Below are 16931 nucleotides of genomic sequence, written 5' to 3'. Positions count from 1 at the left end.
TGGAGCAAAACGCCCTCTAACGGACGGCCACCTCAGGAGGACGTTCCCGAAGTGCGCCGTAGCCGATGAAGTACGCGGGCAGGCGCCGGATCCATCGTGACCCGGCGACCAGGCGTGCGAGGCGCTGGGCCCGGTCCGCGCTGCCGAGAGGCGGACGGCCCTGCAGGACGGGAGCGATGAAGAGGGCGTGGGCCGTGCGCTGGAGCGCCTGGGTGACGACCGTGGTCGGAAGGCGCCGCCGCTGCACACCGCGTACGTCGCGCAGGCCCACGGTCCCGCTGCGCAGTGGCCCGGTCAGATAGCGGGCGGCGGCCACGGCGTCCTGGACCGCGAGGTTGATGCCGATGCCGAAGACCGGGGACATCGCGTGCGCGGCGTCGCCGATGCACAGCAGCCCCGGACGGTGCCAGCGGCGCAGGCGGTCCAGGCGTACGTCCAGGAGCTTGACCTCGTCCCACGAGCGCAGGGCGTGCGAGCGGTCGGCGATCCACGGGACGGCCGCGGTGAACTGGGCCAGGAACCGGTCCAGGCCCGCGGCACGGCGTTGCGCGTCGGTGCCCTTCGGAATGAGTCCGGCGCACTGCCAGTAGTCGCCGCGGTCGATCATCGCGGTCAGGAAGCGGTCCCCGGCGCCGCCGACGAGTCCCCGCGGGTCGCCCTGATGCCGCGGCAGGCGGAACCACCAGGCGTCCATCGGGCAGGTGAAGCTGCGCAGTCCCAGTTCCGGCCGGGAGCGCGCCAGTGATCCGCGGCCGTCGCAGGCGACGGTGAGGAGGGCGCGCAGCTCGCCGGTGCGGCCGTCGGCGGTGCGGTAGCGCACCCCGGTCACCCGTCCCGACTCGATCAGGAAGGAGGTCGCTTCGGTGTTCATCCTCAGCTGGAAGGACGGCTCGCGCCGGGCTTCGTCCGCGAGGAGGTCCAAGAGGTCCCACTGGGGCACCATCGCCACGTAGTTGTAGGGCCCGCGCAGCACCGTGAGGTCCGCGACGGTGACCGTCGAGCGGCCGGCTCCGACCGGCAGCTGGACGGTGTTCACCCGGCGCTGCGGCAGCTCGGCGAAGCGTTCGGCCAGCCCCAGGTCGTCCAGGAGGGCCAGCGTGGAGGGGTGGACGGTGTCGCCGCGGAAGTCGCGCAGGAAGTCGCCGTGCTTCTCCAGGACCGTCACCGCGACGCCGGCCCGGGCCAGCAGCAGCGCGAGCACCATGCCCGCAGGACCGCCTCCCACCACACAGCACGTGGTCTGCTCCATTGCAGCCCCTGCCCTTCACGAGAGGAGAGCAGTAATTCATCGGTCGATGAATACTATACCCCCGCCACGTCGACCGATCCAGGAAGCCTGGCGCGGAACGCACTTGCTTCGAGCACACTCGAACGATCTAGCGTGGCCGGCATGAGCCACGCCATCGAACAGATCCGCAAGATCGAGCTGGGCACCGGCGGCCCCCTGGTCGGCGTCCAGGGCTTCGGCGCCATGGGCATCACCAACGCCTACGGAGAGACGGACGTCGCGGCGGCCCGCGACACCCTGGAGGCCACCCTCGAGGCCGGCGTCACCCTCATCGACACCGCCGATGTCTACGGCACCGGCGCCAACGAGGAGTTCCTCGCGCCGTTCGTCGCCGCGCACCGCGACGAGATCACGCTCGCCACCAAGTTCGGCATCGAGCGCCGTGCGAACGACCCGCTCCACCGCGGTATCCGCAACGAGCCCGCCTACCTGAAGAACGCGGTCGAGGCGAGCCTGCGCCGCCTGAACGTCGAGGTCATCGACCTCTACTACATGCACCGGCGCGACCCCGCCGTCCCGCTCGCCGAGTCCGTCGGCGCCATGGCGGAACTGGTGCGGGAGGGCAAGGTCAAGCACCTCGGCCTGAGCGAGGTCACCGGCGCCGAGCTGCGCGAGGCACACGCCGTGCACCCGATCACCGCCCTGCAGTCGGAGTGGTCGGTGTTCAGCCGGGACGTCGAGCGCAGCGCGGTGGGCGCGGCCACCGAGCTGGGGGTCGCGTTCGTGCCGTACTCGCCGCTGGGCCGGGGCTTTCTGGCCGGCGCCTTCGCCGACGCGAGCACGGAGCTCTCCAGCAGCGACTTCCGGCAGTTCCAGCCGCGCTTCAGCGGCGACAACGCCAAGGCGAACGCCGCTCTCCTGGAGCCCCTGCGCAAGATCGCGGCCGACCATGGCGCCACCACGGCGCAGATCGCCCTCGCCTGGGTGCACCAGCGGGCCCAGGTGCACGGCCTGACCGTGATACCGATCCCGGGGACCCGCAAGCGCAGCCGCCTCCTCGAGAACACCGCGGCCACCCGGATCGTGCTGACCACCGACGAGCTGGCCCTACTGGAGCCGATCGCCGGCCGGGTGGCGGGCGACCGCTACCCGGACATGTCGTTCACGTCCGTGGGGCGGGAGGCCTGACCAGGGCCTGACTCGAAGTCGTCGCGGGCGGTGGGGTGTTGCCGTGGCCACGGTGGACACCGCACCGCCCCCACGACCCCGGCCCCCGGAACATGCCGCCAGGTGGAGCAATCACCGGTGTGCCGGGACGCGGCGCAGGAGGCTGGACCTCTTGCAGGGGTCGTGCGATCAGGAGTCCGGTGTGCGAAGGCCGCGTAAGCCGAACCGTCAGGCATGTCGTCCACCGGCACGGCACGCTTCCCGGGCCGCCCCGGCGGCTGCGACGGCGGGCGCGTGCAGGGGTGACGGGTGAGTCACCGACGCGCCAGCCGGGTGCCCGAGGCCGGCATGGCCGTACGGACCCAGCTGCCCGCGCCCGTGGCGTGGATGCGCTGGCTTCCGGTCCTGTTCGTCGTGGGCCTTCTGGTGCTCGAACCCCTCACGCCCGTGGACTGGCCGGTCAGCTTCGTGCTGATCGCCCTGCCGCTGGTGGCCGCCTTCGCCCACGGGCCCCTCGTGGTCGCCGGCGCCACGCTCTTCGCCGTCGCCTTCGAAGGGGTCCTGGCCGGCACCCCTTGCTGTGCGGGCCGGTCCGTCGGCTACCTGTGGGACCGCCACTACGTGGCCTCGTACTTCTGCACCGCCCTGGTGGGCGCCCTCGGCGCGATCCTGGCCGCCCACCGGACCCGCCGTGAGCGCACGCTCGCCGACGTACGCTTCGTGGCCGAGATCGCGCAGCGCGTCCTGCTCAGACCGGTCCCGCACCGGATCGGCAACCTCCTCCTGGAGAGTCTCTACCTCTCCGCCGCCGCGGAGGCGCGGATCGGCGGCGACCTCTACGAGGCCGTCCCCACCGCGCACGGGATCCGGCTGCTCATCGGCGACGTCCGCGGCAAGGGTCTGCTCGCGGTCGAGACCGCCGCCACCCTGCTCGGCGCGTTCCGCGAGGCGGCGCACGACGAACCCGATCTGGCCGCCCTGGCGGACCGGGTGGAGACGAGCATGGACCGCAGGGCGATGCTGCTCGGCGGAAGCGAGCTGGGCGAACGGTTCGTCACGGCCGTCTTCGCCGAGATCCCCGCCGCCGGTCATCTCGTCCGCATCGTCAACTGTGGCCACCCGCCGCCGCTCCTCATCCGCAGTGGCGAGGTGCGGGAACTGGACCGAGGGCAGTCGGCTCCGCCGCTGAACCTCGGCATGCTGGTCGACGACCCGTATCACGTCGACGTCTACGACTTCCGGCCCGGTGACCAGCTCCTGCTCTACACGGACGGCATCACGGAGACCCGCGATCCCGACGGCGCCTTCTACCCGCTGGTCGAGCGCCTGCGGTCCTGGGGCCCGCTCCCGCCCCGGGAGCTGCTGGAACAGCTCCACCGCGACCTGATGGCCTACAGCCACAACCGCCTCCAGGACGACACCGCAGCGCTCACCGCCTGCCTGCTCGCCGACCAGCGGTCCGCGCCGCCTGCGCCGTCGGCCCCGTGAGACACCGTGGTAGCGTCCCGGTCGGAGGCTCGGACGTGCCTGCCCCGGACGAGATGTGCGCCGTACCCGGCCCGCCAAGACGACGCACGCACGGAGGCATCGTGCACAGCGGATCGCATCTCGTCGACTTCACCGGCACCCCTCCCGCGGCGCGCCCGCTGGATGTGCGGTGGATCCACGGTTCGCCCTCGGCCAAGCACAACACGGACCCGGACATCCAGGTCCACGCGTACGACGAGCACACGTTCATCCTGCGGCAGAACATGGCGGTGCACTACGAGGCGCCGTTCCTGTTCCTGCTGTGCGGCAACGAACGGGCGGTGCTGATCGACACCGGTGCCACCGGGTCCGCCGAGTTCTTCCCCCTGCGCCGGGTGGTCGACGGGCTCCTCGCGGACTGGCTCGCCGGGCATCCCCGGGACGGCTACGAGCTGTTGGTGCTGCACACCCACGGGCACGGTGACCACATCGCGGGCGACGGCCAGTTCGCCGACCGCCCCGGCACCACGGTGGTGGGCGCCGACCGCGACACCGCCTGGCGGTACTTCGGGTTCGGCGCGGACCCGGACGCCGTCGCCCACGTCGACCTGGGCGGCCGGGTCCTGGAGTGCCTGGCCACCCCGGGCCATCACGAGGCGGCCGTCACGTACTACGACGCTGCCACCGGCCTCCTGCTCACCGGCGACAGCGTCTATCCCGGGCGGCTCTACATCGAGGACGTTGCCGCCTTCACCCGCAGCCTCGACCGGCTGATCGAGTTCGCCGACCGCCGGCCGGTCACCCACGTGCTCGGCTGCCACATCGAGATGACCATCGAGCCGGGCGTGGACTACCCGGTCCGCACCACCTACCAGCCCGACGAGCCCCCGCTCCAGCTGGCCCCGGCCCATCTGCGCAGGATCCGTGACGCGCTCACCGAACTCGGCACCGACCACACCTGGCGCGCGTACTCCGACTTCGTCCTGTGCCCAGGTACCTGAGCCCGGTGCGGCCGGCAGTGCCCCTCGTCAGGACGGGAGGGCACCGAGCTGGCGCAGCTGCGCGAGGACGTCGACGACGCCCCTGATCTCGGCGATCCGCCCCTCGGCGAAGCGGACGATGAAGATCTCGTTGTAGGTGACGGTCTTTCCGGTGGGCGGCAGGCCCTGGTACTCGCCCAGGTGGGTCCCGGTCACCGTGTTCCGGGAGGCGACCTTGTCGCCCTCCGCGACCGTCTCCTCGACGGCGACGTGGATGTCGGGGAACGCGCGCAGGAGCACCTCCCACACCCGCTTCAGGGCCTCCGCTCCCGTCGCGCCCATCGGTACCGGCGCGTGGAAGAGCACGTCCGGTGCGACGAACTCGTCGATCGCCTTCGAGATGATTTCCGGGTCTCCGCTGTTCACGGCGGAGTGGAGGCGGTTGAGCGTCTCTGTGTTGCTGGTCGCCCCGGCTGCCGGCATGCGGTCTCTCCTCTGCTCCGTGCTGGACGGTGTCTCACCAGTAGGACGACACAGCCGCCGGGAATGTGACGCGGCGCGCGGACGCTCGTCAGTCGGCCTTCAGTCGCTGGACGCGCCGATTGTTCTGCAGCGCCCACCGCAGGTCCTTCGGCCGGCGCCCGAGCAGGGTTGCCAACTCGTCGCTGACGACGTCGTAACGGCCGCCGGCGACCAGCCTGGTCAGCGTCTTCAAGTGCTCAGCCGCGTGCGGGTTGTCGGCCAGGTACCTGTCGACGTAGGTCGCGTTCCACGTTTCGACGTCCTCGGCCACGTAGGCGACGTGGCGTCCCAGCGCGGCGCCGTAGTCCTCCGCGAACCCGTGCATGTCCTTCAGTTCCGGTCCGGTGAGCGCGTAGGACTTCGAGACGTGCGGCGCCGGATCGACCAGGATCTTCACGCACAGCTCCGCCACGTCGTGGCCCGCGATGGGCGCGACCCGCTGAAGACCGAACGGCAGGCGCAGCTCACCCTGGCGCAGCGGCTTCAGTGCCAGCATGCTCAGAATCGGATTCTCGACGAAAATGGTCGCCTGAACGTTGACGATCGGGAGGCCGGACCAGTCCAGCACCTGCTCGGAGATCCAGTGGGCCCGCTGCTGAGGTGACCAGTCCGTGACGAGCCCGCCGAGCCATGCACGCCGTTCCTCGTCCGGGGCGGTCATCTTCTCGAACGTCATGTACGACTGCTCGTACTCGGAGATGTTGACGAAGACCTCCATACCGCCCTGGGCCCGCGCCGCGGCGGCCATCAGGGTGACGGCGTCGGTGTAGTACGGCGACAGGCTCATGCTGAAGTAGACGCGCCGACAGCCCTTCAGCGCGGCGGTGACATGGGCGATGTTGAGCAGATCGCCGACCACCACCTCGGCCCCTGCCTGACGGAGTGCGTGGGCGCGTTCGTCCTCGCGTCGTACGAACGCGCGCACGCGGCGGCCCTGCGCAAGCAGCATCTGGACCATCACTCTGCTCACGGAGCCGACTTCGCCGCCGGCACCGGTGATCAGAATGGGGTCTTGTTCCGGCATCGCCTTGTCCTCTGGTCTATTCGGGGGGTGGGTCAGTTGTTCAGGAAGCGCAGAATGTGGTCGGCGACCGCCCTGGGCTGCTCAAGGTGGAGGAAGTGTCCTGCCCGGGGTACGACGATGCGTTCGAGGCCGTTCTTGAACAGGGCGTCCATGCCGTCGCTCAACTCCACGGACATGCAGGTGTCGTCGGCCCCGTGGAGGTAGAGGGACGGGACGGTGAGGGGACCGCTTGCCCGCTTTTCCAGGGCTTGGGTCGCCTCGTCCGCTGGAGGCGAGAACAACTGGCGGTAGTAGCCCAGGATCTCGGCCAGGACTCCCGGCCCGCGGAGGGTTTCCTTGAGCGCGGAACGTTCGGCGTCCGGCAGCTCGTAGCCGGGTGACCATTCTCGCCAGAGCCGGTCGATGAAGGCGAAGTCGTCGAGCGCGACGGCCGGTTCCGCCAGGGCTGTCTGGAAGAAGAACATGTACCAGCTGCGTCGCTGCTGGTCGCCGTCGGCTAGCCAGGCGGTTCTCAGTCCAGGGCCGTGGGGGACCGACATACCGACGAGCCTGCGTACGCGTGCCGGGTCGAGGCTGGCTGCCGCGTACGCCGCCCGGGCGCCGAGGTCGTGACCGACGAGATCCGCTCGCTCGCGCCCGAGCGCCTCGATCAGGTCCAGGACGTCCTGCCCGGTCGCCGACGCGCGATAGGAGCCGTCGGGTGCCGCGCCGCCCGGCCAGTATCCGCGCTGCGCGGGAGCGACCGCCCAGTACCCGTCCTGTGCGAGGCGGTCGAGCAGCCCCGCCCAGCTGGCCGCATGGTCGGGAAAGCCGTGGAGGCAGAGGACGAGCGGCCCGCTCCCGGCCTCGATGATCGGAACCTCCAGCCCACCTGCCCGAACGGTCCGTCGGCGGACACGATCGCCCGCGGAGGACTCACCGGTCGGGGAGCCCTCGCCGGACCACCGGCCGAGCCCTGTGCTCCGCTCCGGCCGAACGGCACCGGCCAGGCGGATTCTGCGCAGGGTCATGCGGTGGCGCCCTTGATTGCTGTCATGACTGTCTCCACAGGAAACCGATCGGTTTCACAAACCGTAAACCGATCGGTTTCGACATGCAAGATCCTCTGTGGAATGTGAGTCTTGTTTTCCAACCCACCAGCGTCCGACCTGGGCTCAGGCCGCCGCAGCCCCCTCGCGTTCCCCCCGGTCGTGGTGGATCGGCGTCTTCGAGCCGGTCAGAGGCACGCCGGTCCCGCCCCGCCTCGCGGCGACGATCTCCGCCACGATCGACAGCGCCGTCTCCTCCGGCGTACGCGCGCCGAGGTCGAGGCCGATCGGGGAGCGCAGCCGGGCCAGCTGCCGCTCGCTCACGCCCTCCTCCCGCAGCCGCCGATCACGATCCTCGTGCGTGCGGCGCGAGCCCATCGCACCGACGAACGACACCGGCATCGCGAGGGCCGCCTTCAGCAGGGGTACGTCGAACTTCGCGTCGTGCGTGAGCACGCACAGGACCGTGCGGGCATCGGTCGCGGTGCGCCGCAGATAGCGGTGCGGCCAGTCGACGACCACCTCGTCGGCGTCGGGGAAACGGGCCCGCGTGGCGAAGACGGGGCGGGCGTCGCAGACGGTCACGTGGTAGCCGAGGAACTTGCCGGCCCGCGCCAACGCCGCGGCGAAGTCCACCGCACCGAAGACGATCATCCGCGGGGGCGGCACGTGCGACTCGACCAGCAGGGTGAGGCCGCCGGGGCAGTGCGAGCCGTCCGCGGCGATGTCCACCGTGCCGGTACGCCCGGCCTCCAGCAGGGCCCGGGCCTCGGCCGCCGCCGTCCGGTCCAGCTCCGGGTGGCCGCCGAGACCGCCCTCGTGCGTGCCGTCGGGTCGTACCAGCAGGGCCCGGCCGAGGAGTTCGGCCGGACCGCGGGCGACCCGGGCGAGGGCCGCCGGTTCGCCCCGGACAGCCGCCGACAGAGCCGACGCCAGGACCGTCCGGGCGGGCGCCTGCCCGCCCACCGGCGTGATCAGCACGTCGATCGTCCCGCCGCAGGTCAGTCCTACGGCGAAGGCGTCCGCGTCGCTGTAGCCGAACCGTTCCGTGACGCTCTCGCCGGTCTGGAGCGCTTCCCGGCACAGGTCGTAGACCGCGCCCTCCACGCACCCGCCGGAGACCGAGCCGATGACGGTGCCCTCGCTGTCGACGGCGAGGGCGGCGCCGGGACCGCGCGGCGCGCTGCCGCCCACCGCCAGCACCGTGGCGACGGCGAAGTCCCGGCCCTCCTCAGCCCAGCGGTGCAACTCCTCGGCGATGTCAAGCACTTGGCCCTCCGGCCAGGATGACCCGGTCCGGCCGGATGGGCAGGCTGCGGTGGCGTACGCCGGTCGCGTGCCAGACCGCGTTGGCGATGGCCGCCGCGGCGCCCACGATGCCGATCTCGCCGATGCCCTTGATCCCGACCGGATCCCTCGGGTCCGCGTCCTCGATCCAGTCGGCCTCGATGTCCGGTACGTCGGCGTGCGTGGCCACGTGGTAGCCGGCGAGGTCGGCGCCGACGTGGCCGCCCGTGGCGCGGTCCCGGATCGCCTCCTCGTGCAGGGCCATGGAGATGCCCCAGACCATGCCGCCCTCGAACTGACCTCGTGCGGTGAGCGGGTTGACGATCCGGCCCGCCGCGAAGATGCCGAGCATGCGCCGTACGCGCACCTCGCCGGTGGTGACGTCCACGGCAACCTCCGCGAACTGCGCCCCGAAGGAGTGCCGTTCGGCGGGGGCGAGGGCGCCGATGGCCGCGGTGGTGTCCGACCGTACCGTGATGCCCTCGGCGGGGACGCCGGTGCCCAGGGCCAGCCTGTCGCGCAGCTCGTCGGCCGCGGCCGTGACCGCCCAGGCCCAGGAGCGGGTGCCCATGGAGCCGCCGGCGATCATCGCCGGTCCGAAGTCGCTGTCACCGATGCGTACCCGGACCCGCTCCGGGGGCACGCGCAGCGCGTCCGCGGCGATCAGGGTGAGTGCGGTACGGGCCCCGGTGCCGATGTCGGCCGCGGCGATCCGGACGGTGAAGGTACCGTCCGGGTGCGCGGTCACCGTCGCCGTGGACGGCATGGCACCCGCGTGGAAGGAGGCCGCCGCCGTGCCGGTGCCGAGCAGCCAGCGTCCGTCCCGGCGCAGGCCCGGGCGCGGGTCGCGGTCCGCCCAGCCGAACCTGCGGGCGCCCTCGCGGAAGCAGGCGGGCAGATCACGGCCCGCGAACGGCAGGCCGGAGACCGGTCCCTTGTCGGGTTCGTTGCGCAGGCGCAGCTCGATCGGGTCGATCCCGCACTTCTCGGCGAGTTCGTCGAGCGCCGCCTCCAATGCGAACGAGCCCGGTGCCTCGCCCGGGGCGCGCATCCACGTCGGGGTCGGCACGTCGAGCCGTACGACGCGGTTGGCGGTGTGGTGGGCGTCGGCGTCGTACATCACCCGCGCCACCCCGGCGCTCGGTTCGACGAACTCGTGCACGGTGGAGGTGAGGCTGACCGACCGGTGCTCCAGCGCGCGCAGCCGCCCTTCGGCGTCGGCGCCGAGCCTGACGCGCTGGACGGTGGGGCTGCGGTAGCCGGCGAGCGAGAACATCTGACGGCGGGTCAGGACGACGCGTACCGGGCGCTGCAGCACGGTCGCGGCCATCACGGCGGCCACCTGGTGGGCGCGGACGCCCTTGCTGCCGAAGCCGCCGCCGACGTGTTCGGAGCGTACGCGCACCGAGGCCGGGTCGAGCGAGAAGAGGCTCGCGAGTTCGCCGACGACCCAGGTCGCACCCTGGTTGGAGTCGACCACCTCGAGCCGGCCGTCCTCCCAGCGAGCGGTCGCCGCGTGCGGTTCCATCGGGTTGTGGTGCTCTTCGGGGGTGGTGTACTCGGCGTCGAGGACGACGGCCGACGCGGCGAGTTCGGCGTCGAGGTCCCCCTTCTCCGCCACCGCCGGCATATGGCCGTCCAGCGCGTAGGCGTCCGGGTGCTCGCCCGTGAAGTCGACGTCGTGGGGCTCCTGTTCGTAGTGCACCACGAGCGCCTCGGCGGCCTCCCTGGCCTGCTCGGAGGTCTCGGCGACGACCAGGGCCACCGGCCAGCCCAGGTGCGGCACCCGGTCGTGCTGGAAGACGGCACAGGTCGGGTCGGGCTTCGATCCCATCAGGCCGGCGTAGTCGGTCTCGACGCGCGGGGCGTTGCGGTGGTCCAGGACGGCGAGGACGCCCGGGAGTCCGAGGACGGGAGCGGTGTCGATCTCGCGGATGCGGCCGCGGGCGACCGTGGACAGCACCAGCCAGCCGTGCGCGAGGTCGGCGAAGGGGACCTCTCCCGCGTAGCGGGCGGCTCCGGTGACCTTGTCGCGGCCTTCGACACGGGTGTGCGCGGTGCCGACGGCGTTCTTGTGCGCCGTGGTGACGGTGGTCATCGGGCGGCCTCCTCGGCGAGTTCGGTCAGCACGGCCACCACGAGGTTGCGTATCAGGGTCACCTTGTATCCGTTGTGCGGCAGCGGCAGCGCCGCCGCCAGCTCGGCCTCCGCGGCGGCGGCGTAGGTCTCGGCGTCGGCCGGCGCACCCGTCAGGACCCGTTCGGCCGCCACTGCCCGCCACGGACGGGAGGCGACCGCGCCGAGAGCCAGGCGGACGTCCCGGACGACGCCGTCGCGGACGTCGAGGGCGGCGGCCACCGAGCCGATGGCGAACGCGTACGAGGCACGCTCACGCACCTTGCGGTAACGGGAGTGGGTGGCCGTCGGCGTGGGCGGCAGGGTGACACCGGTGATCAGCGCGCCCGGCGGCAGGGCGGTCTCGCGGTGCGGGGTGTCGGCGACGGGCAGGTAGAACTCGCGGAGCGGCAACTCGCCGGGCCCGTCCGCGGTTTCGTACGAGACGACGGCGTCGAAGGCGATGAGGGCGACGGCCATGTCCGAGGGGTGTACGGCCACGCAGTGACCGGATGCGCCGAGGATCGCGGAGTTGTGGTGTTCGCCCTCGACGGCGGGGCAACCGCTGCCGGGGACACGCTTGTTGCAGGGCTTGGTGACATCCGTGAAGTAGCCGCAGCGGGTGCGCTGGAGCAGGTTGCCGCCGACCGTCGCCATGTTGCGCAGCTGCCCGGACGCGCCGGCCAGCACGGCCTGCGCCAACGCCGGGTAGCGGCGCCGGACTTCGGGGTGGGCGGCCAGGTCGCCGTTGGTGACGGTGGCGCCGATGCGCAGACCGCCCTCCGGCGTCGACTCGATCTCGTCGAGCGGGAGTTCGCGGATGTCGATGAGGCGGGCGGGGCGTTCGACGCCGGTCTTCATGAGGTCGACCAGGTTGGTGCCGCCGCCGAGGAAGCGTGTGTCCGGATCGGCGCCGAGCAGCGCTACGGCGCCCGCGACGTCGGACGCCCGCTGATAGCCGAACTCCCTCATGCCACGGCCTCCTCGGCCGCCGCTTCGGGGCTGATACGCGCCGCAGCGGCTGTGCTGGTGTCCGTTCCGGCCTCGGCCGCCCGGGCCACGGCCTCGACGATCGAGACGTACGCGCCGCAACGGCACAGATTGCCGCTCATCCGCTCGCGGATCTCGTCGGCGGTCAGGGGTGGTGGTCCCGCTTCGGGCCGTATGTCGTCGGTGACGGCGCTCGGCCAGCCCGCCGCGTGTTCCTGTATCACGCCGATCGCCGAACAGATCTGTCCCGGGGTGCAGTAGCCGCACTGGTAGCCGTCCAGGTCGAGGAAGGCCTGCTGCACGGGGTGCAACTGCTCCCCGTCCGCCACGCCTTCGACGGTGGTGATCTCGCGGCCCTCGGCCGCCACGGCCAGTTGCAGGCAGGCAACGGTCCGGCGCCCGTCCAGCAGGACGGTGCAGGCACCGCACTGACCCTGGTCACAGCCCTTCTTGGTGCCGGTCAGGTCGAGGCGCTCGCGCAGTGCGTCGAGCAGGGTGGTGCGGTGGTCGACGGGCAGTGTGTACTTCTCGCCGTTGATCTTCAGGGTGATGACACTGGACGTCGATAAAGCCATGAGCAACTTCTTTCGCTTTCCAGAACAGTTGGGAGAGAACCGAAGGTGCGGGATGCTCGGGCCGAAGGGGGCGACTGCCGACTGCAGTGGGGCCGCGTCCACAGCTATCGTGGACGTAACCGGACAGCTATCCGCTACCCGAGAACCTATACGGACAGCTGTCCGGTTAGCAAGGGCGGGGTTCGGCCAGAACCCTTGAGGAGGACGAGTGCCACAGAAGAAGGACCCACCGATGCGGTCCGACGCGCAGCGCAACCGTGAGCGCATCCTGGAAGTGGCACTTGTCGAGCTGACGCGCAGCGCGGACGCCCCGCTCAGTGCGATCGCCAAGAAGGCCGGCGTCGGGCAGGGCACGTTCTACCGCAACTTCCCCAACCGCGAGGCACTTGTCCTGGAGATCTACCGCCACGAGATGCGGCAGGTCGCCGACAGCGCGGCACAGCTGCTCGAGACCCGGGCGCCCGAACAGGCCCTGCGTGCCTGGATGGACCGGCTCGCCGAGTTCGCCATGACCAAGGCCGGCCTGGCCGACGCGATACGCCAGGCGACCAGCGCACCGGGCGGCCCGGCGAGACCGGCTCACACACCGGTGACCACCGCGGCGGAACTCCTGCTCCGCGCCAACGAGGAGGCCGGCACCATCCGGCCCGGAGTCAGCGCGGACGACTTCGTCCTCGCCATCGCGGGTCTGTGGCAGCTCGACCCGCACGACGACTGGCAGCCACGCGCCACCCGGCTCCTCGACCTCGTGATGGACGGCCTGCGGGCGGGGGCGCCCGGTCGGTGAGACGGGCACTGCCCGCGGCGGTCCGGCCGCTGCGGTGTCAGGTGAGGTCCGCGGCCGACATCGCTCCCCGCTCCCGCAGCCAGGCGACCAGGGCGGGGTGGCCGGATCTGCCGGCGGCATCGAGCGCGGTCAGCTCGTCGTAGCCGATCCAGTTGACGTCACCGCCCTGCTCCAACAAGTAGGCGGCGATCCGCCGCTGCCCACCGTGACAGGCGCACCACAGCGCGCCGGTGATCTCCTCCTGGCTCGGCGGCTCGGCACGGGGCGGGAAACAGGCGGCGACGCGGTCGGCTTCGCCGAGGGCGGCGGCCTGCCACAGGCTGGTGCGGGCACCCCGTTCCAGCAGGCGCCGGGCGGCGTTCCACTGGCCGAAGGCGACCGCGTCGGCGATCGGGGTGCCGTCGCCGATGACCCCGCCGTCGGCCTCGATGTCCGCGCCGAGGTCGAGCAGGGTGTCCAGGACGGGGACGTCGTCGGTGCTGGCCGCCCAGTGCAGCGGGGTCTCGCGGTGCGGGCCGGTGAAGCGTGCGTTCACGTCGGCTCCCGCCGCGACCAGGGCAGTGACGGTGTGCGGGCCGCGCGGGTAGTGGCCGGGCCAGTCCGTGGCGACGTGCAGGAGGGTGCGGGCGGTCCGCGTGTCGCCCAGCCGGGCTGTGGCCAGGCCCGGGTGGGCGGTGAGCAGGTCCTGCAGTGCGGGCACGTCGCCGGCGTGGACCGCCTCGACGGCGGCAAGAGCCAGTGGTGCGGTCGCGTCGAGCAGCATCGGGCCACCTTTCAGTTCACCACCTGGGTAGCACGAGCCACTGACAACCGGGGCGTCGACCGGGGCGCGTCCGAACGGGTGACAGCGGAACGCTTCTGCTCCGATGGTCCGCATGCGAGGCGCTCGCGGGGAGCAGGGCTGCAGATGACCTTGGTCGTCCTCACGAAACGAGAACTCTGTGCGTCTCCGGAACACCGTCGCCGCCGCTTGCGGTGCCCTCGCCCTCACCGCCGTCCTGGCCACGCCCGCCCAGGCCGCCACCGGCGACTTCAGCTACAAGTTCATCGGCCTCAACGGCCAACCCCAGGCGGCCACCCTGTACGACCCGGCGAGCGATGAGTGCATCACTCTCCCCGAAGTCGCGGACCCGAACGCCTCCGAGCCCGCCTTCGCCCCGCACAACGACACCGACGAATTCGCCCTCGTCTTCACCGGGCCCGACTGCTCGGGCGACTCCTGGTCCCTCCGCCCCCACGGCCGCCCCGCCACGGACCGCCTGAAGCTCCGCTCGGTCCTCTTCGTCGGTTCCTGACCCTCTCGACCAGGGCCCCGGCCTGCGGGGCCCTCCCCCATGCCTGCCACATTGCGGCCCGCCGCCAGGCGCGGATCATTGATCTCATGGCGGTGAGCAGGAGGAGCTCGACATGGCCGTGGCGAACGCCGAGGTGGACGTACTGATCGTCGGCGGCGGGCCGGTCGGACTCACCGCCCGGGCGCTGCTGGAACGCTGGGGCGTCCGGGTACTGCTGGTCGAGAAACACGCCGAGCTGTCACCGTTTCCACGGTCCCGGCTGGTCAACGTGCGCTCGATGGAGATCTATCGCCAGCTGGGGCTCGCCGACAGGATCGCCGCCAACGCGTTCGCACCGGAGTACGCCCGCGTCCGCTTCCGCGACACCCTGCACGACCGGGACTTCGCCACGGCGGCGATGGTCGGGGTCAACGCGCCGGTGCCCGAGAGCCCCGTGATCGGCGTCGTCACCTCGCAGGACCGGCTGGAACCCACCCTGCTCGCCGCGGCGGACGCGGAAGTCCGGTTCGGGGTCGAACTCGTCGACCTCGCCGAAGAAGCCGAGAGCGTCACGGCCCTGCTCGCCGACCACCGACGCGGTGCGGAGACCCGTGTCCGGGCCCGTTACGTACTCGCCGCCGACGGCGCGAGTTCCACTGTCCGACCACTGCTCGGGATCGGCACCGAGGGCCCCGGAGCGCTGGGCGGTTTCACCACCGTCGTGTTCGACGCCGACCTCAACCGCTGGTGCGCCGACCAGCCCGCCGGGATCTACTTCACCCCGCACGGCTCCTTCGCCCCGCTCTACCCCGAGGGAGGCTGGGCCTGGTTCGGTGCCACGCCCGAGGACACCGCGGACGCCGACTGGCCCGACGTCGTCTCGCGCGCCCTCGGCCCCGGCGCGGACGTACGGGCCGAGGTGTTGCGGGTGCAGCACTGGGTGATGAACGCGTTCGTCGCCGAGCGCTTCCTGCGCGGCCGGATCCTGCTGGCCGGCGACGCCGCGCACGCGCTCCCCATCATCGGCGGTCTGGGCATGAACACCGGCCTCGCCGATGTGCACAACCTGTGCTGGAAGCTGGCGGGTGTGCTGCACGGATGGGCCGAACCGAGCCTGCTGCGGTCCTACGAGACGGAACGCCACCCCGTCGCCCTCCGGACGCTCCGCCAGGCGGTGGCCAACACCCAGCTCATGGTCCAGGTACTGACCCGGCGCCGCGACCAGCTCCAATCCGGCGAACCGGCGTCGGCCGAGTTCGAACTGCCCTGGTCGGAGCGGTTCTTCGCCCAGCTGGGCCTCGTGCTCGGCGTCACCTACGACTCCGCGGCCGTCCTCACCGGCGACGGCACCCCGCCCCCACCGCCCGACGGAGGCACGGAGTACGTCCCCGCCGCCGAGCCAGGCCATCGCATGCCCCACTTCTGGCTCACTCCCGACCGCTCCACGCTCGACGTCTTCGGCGAGTGGTTCACCCTGCTCACCCCGGATCCCAGTCGCTGGGCCCAACACACCGACGCACACCGGCCACTGCGCATCGAGCCCCTGCCGACGGAGCACGCCGACCTCTGCGGCATCCACCCGCACGGAGCGCTCCTCATCCGACCCGACGGCCACATCGGCGCCCGCTGGCACGACCGCCCGTCGAGCGACGGCACCCTCCACCACGCGCTCACCGCGATCACCCGGGGCTGAGCGAGGGCGCACCCGATGACGGCTGGTGGGGATGAATCCGTTTCCGGGCAAGCCCTGGCCTGCCCCCGCTAAAGACTCAGCGTGATCGCAGCGACACCCCCGCCCAGACCGAGGGCGAGCGCCGCCTCCCCCCAGCCGCCCGTGCCCCAGCGGAAGAAGCGGTCGACGGCGAGGCGGCCCGGGCCGATGGCCGCGATGGCCAGGGCGACCACGGTGATGCAGACGCTGTACTCCACGCCGCCGTCCGTGTCCCACAGACCGTGGGCGCCGGTGACGGTCGCCATGGCATTGATCATCACGCCGATCAGGGCGGCGGCCGCCAGTGGAGTGAGCAGTCCGAGAGCCAGGCCGAGGCCACCGAGGGATTCGGACAGGCCGCCGATCACGGCGAACAGCTTTCCCGGGCGGTAGCCGAGGTTCTCGAACGCCCGACCGGTCGCCGTCAGGCCGTTTCCGCCGAAGATCCCGAACAGTTTCTGAGCACCGTGCGCGGCCATCAGCAGTCCGAAGGTCAGCCGGATGAGCAGAAGACCCCAGTCGGCGGCGGAGGCCAGAGGTGCGACGGTGGCGTGCGCTCCCGATTCAGTAGGACTCGCAACAGGACTCGAAATGCGTTGCAATATGCGTTTCGTATTCATGTCGAAGCTCCGGTAACAACGCCGGAACGGGCGTTTCCCCCAGCTCGGACAAGACGCCGAGGCACCGGTCGGTGGCGAGCCCCGAGCCGCGTCGCGGAGCGTGGACCACCCATGCCGATCCTTCCGCTGCGAGCATGATCATGCATCTGGGCGGCA

16 protein-coding genes and 1 riboswitch are annotated in these 16931 nt (G+C 71.6%); of the genes, 6 read left to right on the top strand and 10 right to left on the bottom strand.

What is annotated here, in order from left to right; all coding sequences use genetic code 11:
- Positions 1-16: 16 nt before the first annotated feature.
- On the bottom strand, positions 17-1249 hold the full coding sequence (locus BEK98_RS39340) for an FAD-dependent oxidoreductase (RefSeq protein ID WP_094221569.1): 1233 nt from the start codon (positions 1247-1249) through the stop codon (positions 17-19).
- A gap of 141 nt (positions 1250-1390) precedes the next feature.
- Here BEK98_RS39340 and BEK98_RS39335 point away from each other — a divergent pair, with 141 nt between their 5' ends.
- The 3 genes from BEK98_RS39335 to BEK98_RS39325 all read left to right on the top strand — a co-directional run bounded on the left by BEK98_RS39335 (position 1391) and on the right by BEK98_RS39325 (position 4863).
- A complete protein-coding gene (locus tag BEK98_RS39335) occupies positions 1391-2416 on the top strand; it encodes an aldo/keto reductase (RefSeq protein ID WP_094221578.1) in 1026 nt (341 codons plus the stop codon).
- 288 nt (positions 2417-2704) lie between these two features.
- On the top strand, positions 2705-3883 hold the full coding sequence (locus tag BEK98_RS39330; RefSeq protein WP_244202180.1) for a PP2C family protein-serine/threonine phosphatase: 1179 nt from the start codon (positions 2705-2707) through the stop codon (positions 3881-3883).
- A 21-nt stretch (positions 3884-3904) separates the two neighbouring features.
- Positions 3905-3972, top strand: a riboswitch (guanidine-III (ykkC-III) riboswitch).
- A 12-nt stretch (positions 3973-3984) separates the two neighbouring features.
- Positions 3985-4863: an MBL fold metallo-hydrolase gene (locus BEK98_RS39325; RefSeq protein WP_244202179.1), complete on the top strand. Its 879-nt coding sequence runs from the start codon at positions 3985-3987 to the stop codon at positions 4861-4863.
- Between the two features lie 27 nt (positions 4864-4890).
- Here the strand turns inward: BEK98_RS39325 and BEK98_RS39320 are convergent, their stop codons facing one another.
- The 7 genes from BEK98_RS39320 to BEK98_RS39290 all read right to left on the bottom strand — a co-directional run bounded on the left by BEK98_RS39320 (position 4891) and on the right by BEK98_RS39290 (position 12383).
- The gene (locus BEK98_RS39320; protein WP_094221568.1) at positions 4891-5325 is read right to left on the bottom strand and encodes an ester cyclase; all 435 of its coding nucleotides are present in this window, start codon (positions 5323-5325) and stop codon (positions 4891-4893) included.
- An 88-nt stretch (positions 5326-5413) separates the two neighbouring features.
- Positions 5414-6388 (bottom strand): NAD(P)H-binding protein, encoded by a 975-nt coding sequence (locus BEK98_RS39315; RefSeq protein WP_208643363.1) that lies wholly within the window; start codon positions 6386-6388, stop codon positions 5414-5416.
- A gap of 32 nt (positions 6389-6420) precedes the next feature.
- On the bottom strand, positions 6421-7398 hold the full coding sequence (locus BEK98_RS39310; RefSeq protein WP_094221567.1) for an alpha/beta fold hydrolase: 978 nt from the start codon (positions 7396-7398) through the stop codon (positions 6421-6423).
- Positions 7399-7542: 144 nt separating this feature from the next.
- Positions 7543-8685: an XdhC family protein gene (locus BEK98_RS39305; protein WP_094221566.1), complete on the bottom strand. Its 1143-nt coding sequence runs from the start codon at positions 8683-8685 to the stop codon at positions 7543-7545.
- The gene (locus BEK98_RS39300; protein ID WP_094221565.1) at positions 8678-10801 is read right to left on the bottom strand and encodes a xanthine dehydrogenase family protein molybdopterin-binding subunit; all 2124 of its coding nucleotides are present in this window, start codon (positions 10799-10801) and stop codon (positions 8678-8680) included. Before BEK98_RS39300 ends, BEK98_RS39305 begins: the two co-directional genes overlap by 8 nt.
- A complete protein-coding gene (locus BEK98_RS39295; RefSeq protein ID WP_094221564.1) occupies positions 10798-11790 on the bottom strand; it encodes an FAD binding domain-containing protein in 993 nt (330 codons plus the stop codon). The genes BEK98_RS39300 and BEK98_RS39295 overlap by 4 nt, the downstream gene beginning before the upstream one ends.
- The gene (locus BEK98_RS39290; protein ID WP_094221563.1) at positions 11787-12383 is read right to left on the bottom strand and encodes a (2Fe-2S)-binding protein; all 597 of its coding nucleotides are present in this window, start codon (positions 12381-12383) and stop codon (positions 11787-11789) included. The genes BEK98_RS39295 and BEK98_RS39290 overlap by 4 nt, the downstream gene beginning before the upstream one ends.
- 208 nt (positions 12384-12591) lie before the next feature.
- Between BEK98_RS39290 and BEK98_RS39285 the strand changes: the two genes are divergently transcribed.
- Entirely contained in the window at positions 12592-13170 is a 579-nt protein-coding gene (locus BEK98_RS39285) for a TetR/AcrR family transcriptional regulator (RefSeq protein WP_094221562.1), read from the top strand.
- Positions 13171-13207: 37 nt separating this feature from the next.
- Here the strand turns inward: BEK98_RS39285 and BEK98_RS39280 are convergent, their stop codons facing one another.
- Positions 13208-13933 carry an ankyrin repeat domain-containing protein gene (locus BEK98_RS39280; RefSeq protein ID WP_094221561.1) on the bottom strand — a complete coding sequence of 242 codons (726 nt, stop codon included), beginning with the start codon at positions 13931-13933 and terminating at the stop codon, positions 13208-13210.
- 178 nt (positions 13934-14111) lie between these two features.
- Between BEK98_RS39280 and BEK98_RS39275 the strand changes: the two genes are divergently transcribed.
- A complete protein-coding gene (locus BEK98_RS39275; protein ID WP_094221560.1) occupies positions 14112-14465 on the top strand; it encodes a hypothetical protein in 354 nt (117 codons plus the stop codon).
- A gap of 112 nt (positions 14466-14577) precedes the next feature.
- Positions 14578-16137 (top strand): FAD-dependent monooxygenase, encoded by a 1560-nt coding sequence (locus tag BEK98_RS39270; RefSeq protein ID WP_094221559.1) that lies wholly within the window; start codon positions 14578-14580, stop codon positions 16135-16137.
- A 68-nt stretch (positions 16138-16205) separates the two neighbouring features.
- Here the strand turns inward: BEK98_RS39270 and BEK98_RS39265 are convergent, their stop codons facing one another.
- A complete protein-coding gene (locus BEK98_RS39265; protein WP_208643362.1) occupies positions 16206-16775 on the bottom strand; it encodes a DoxX family protein in 570 nt (189 codons plus the stop codon).
- Between the last annotated feature and the right edge of the window lie 156 nt (positions 16776-16931).

Source organism: Streptomyces diastatochromogenes (assembly GCF_002242805.1).
Taxonomy (GTDB): domain Bacteria; phylum Actinomycetota; class Actinomycetes; order Streptomycetales; family Streptomycetaceae; genus Streptomyces; species Streptomyces diastatochromogenes.
This window is presented reverse-complemented; position numbering and strand designations above follow the sequence as displayed.

What these genes read in the sequence shown, in the direction of transcription:
- BEK98_RS39340 (WP_094221569.1), bottom strand. Translation starts at nt 1,249, where the DNA reads ATGGAGCAGACCACGTGCTGTGTGGTGGGAGGCGGTCCTGCGGGCATG.
- BEK98_RS39335 (WP_094221578.1), top strand. Translation starts at nt 1,391, where the DNA reads ATGAGCCACGCCATCGAACAGATCCGCAAGATCGAGCTGGGCACCGGC.
- BEK98_RS39320 (WP_094221568.1), bottom strand. Translation starts at nt 5,325, where the DNA reads ATGCCGGCAGCCGGGGCGACCAGCAACACAGAGACGCTCAACCGCCTC.
- BEK98_RS39315 (WP_208643363.1), bottom strand. Translation starts at nt 6,388, where the DNA reads ATGCCGGAACAAGACCCCATTCTGATCACCGGTGCCGGCGGCGAAGTC.
- BEK98_RS39310 (WP_094221567.1), bottom strand. Translation starts at nt 7,398, where the DNA reads ATGACCCTGCGCAGAATCCGCCTGGCCGGTGCCGTTCGGCCGGAGCGG.
- BEK98_RS39300 (WP_094221565.1), bottom strand. Translation starts at nt 10,801, where the DNA reads ATGACCACCGTCACCACGGCGCACAAGAACGCCGTCGGCACCGCGCAC.
- BEK98_RS39295 (WP_094221564.1), bottom strand. Translation starts at nt 11,790, where the DNA reads ATGAGGGAGTTCGGCTATCAGCGGGCGTCCGACGTCGCGGGCGCCGTA.
- BEK98_RS39290 (WP_094221563.1), bottom strand. Translation starts at nt 12,383, where the DNA reads ATGGCTTTATCGACGTCCAGTGTCATCACCCTGAAGATCAACGGCGAG.
- BEK98_RS39280 (WP_094221561.1), bottom strand. Translation starts at nt 13,933, where the DNA reads ATGCTGCTCGACGCGACCGCACCACTGGCTCTTGCCGCCGTCGAGGCG.
- BEK98_RS39270 (WP_094221559.1), top strand. Translation starts at nt 14,578, where the DNA reads ATGGCCGTGGCGAACGCCGAGGTGGACGTACTGATCGTCGGCGGCGGG.
- BEK98_RS39265 (WP_208643362.1), bottom strand. Translation starts at nt 16,775, where the DNA reads ATGAATACGAAACGCATATTGCAACGCATTTCGAGTCCTGTTGCGAGT.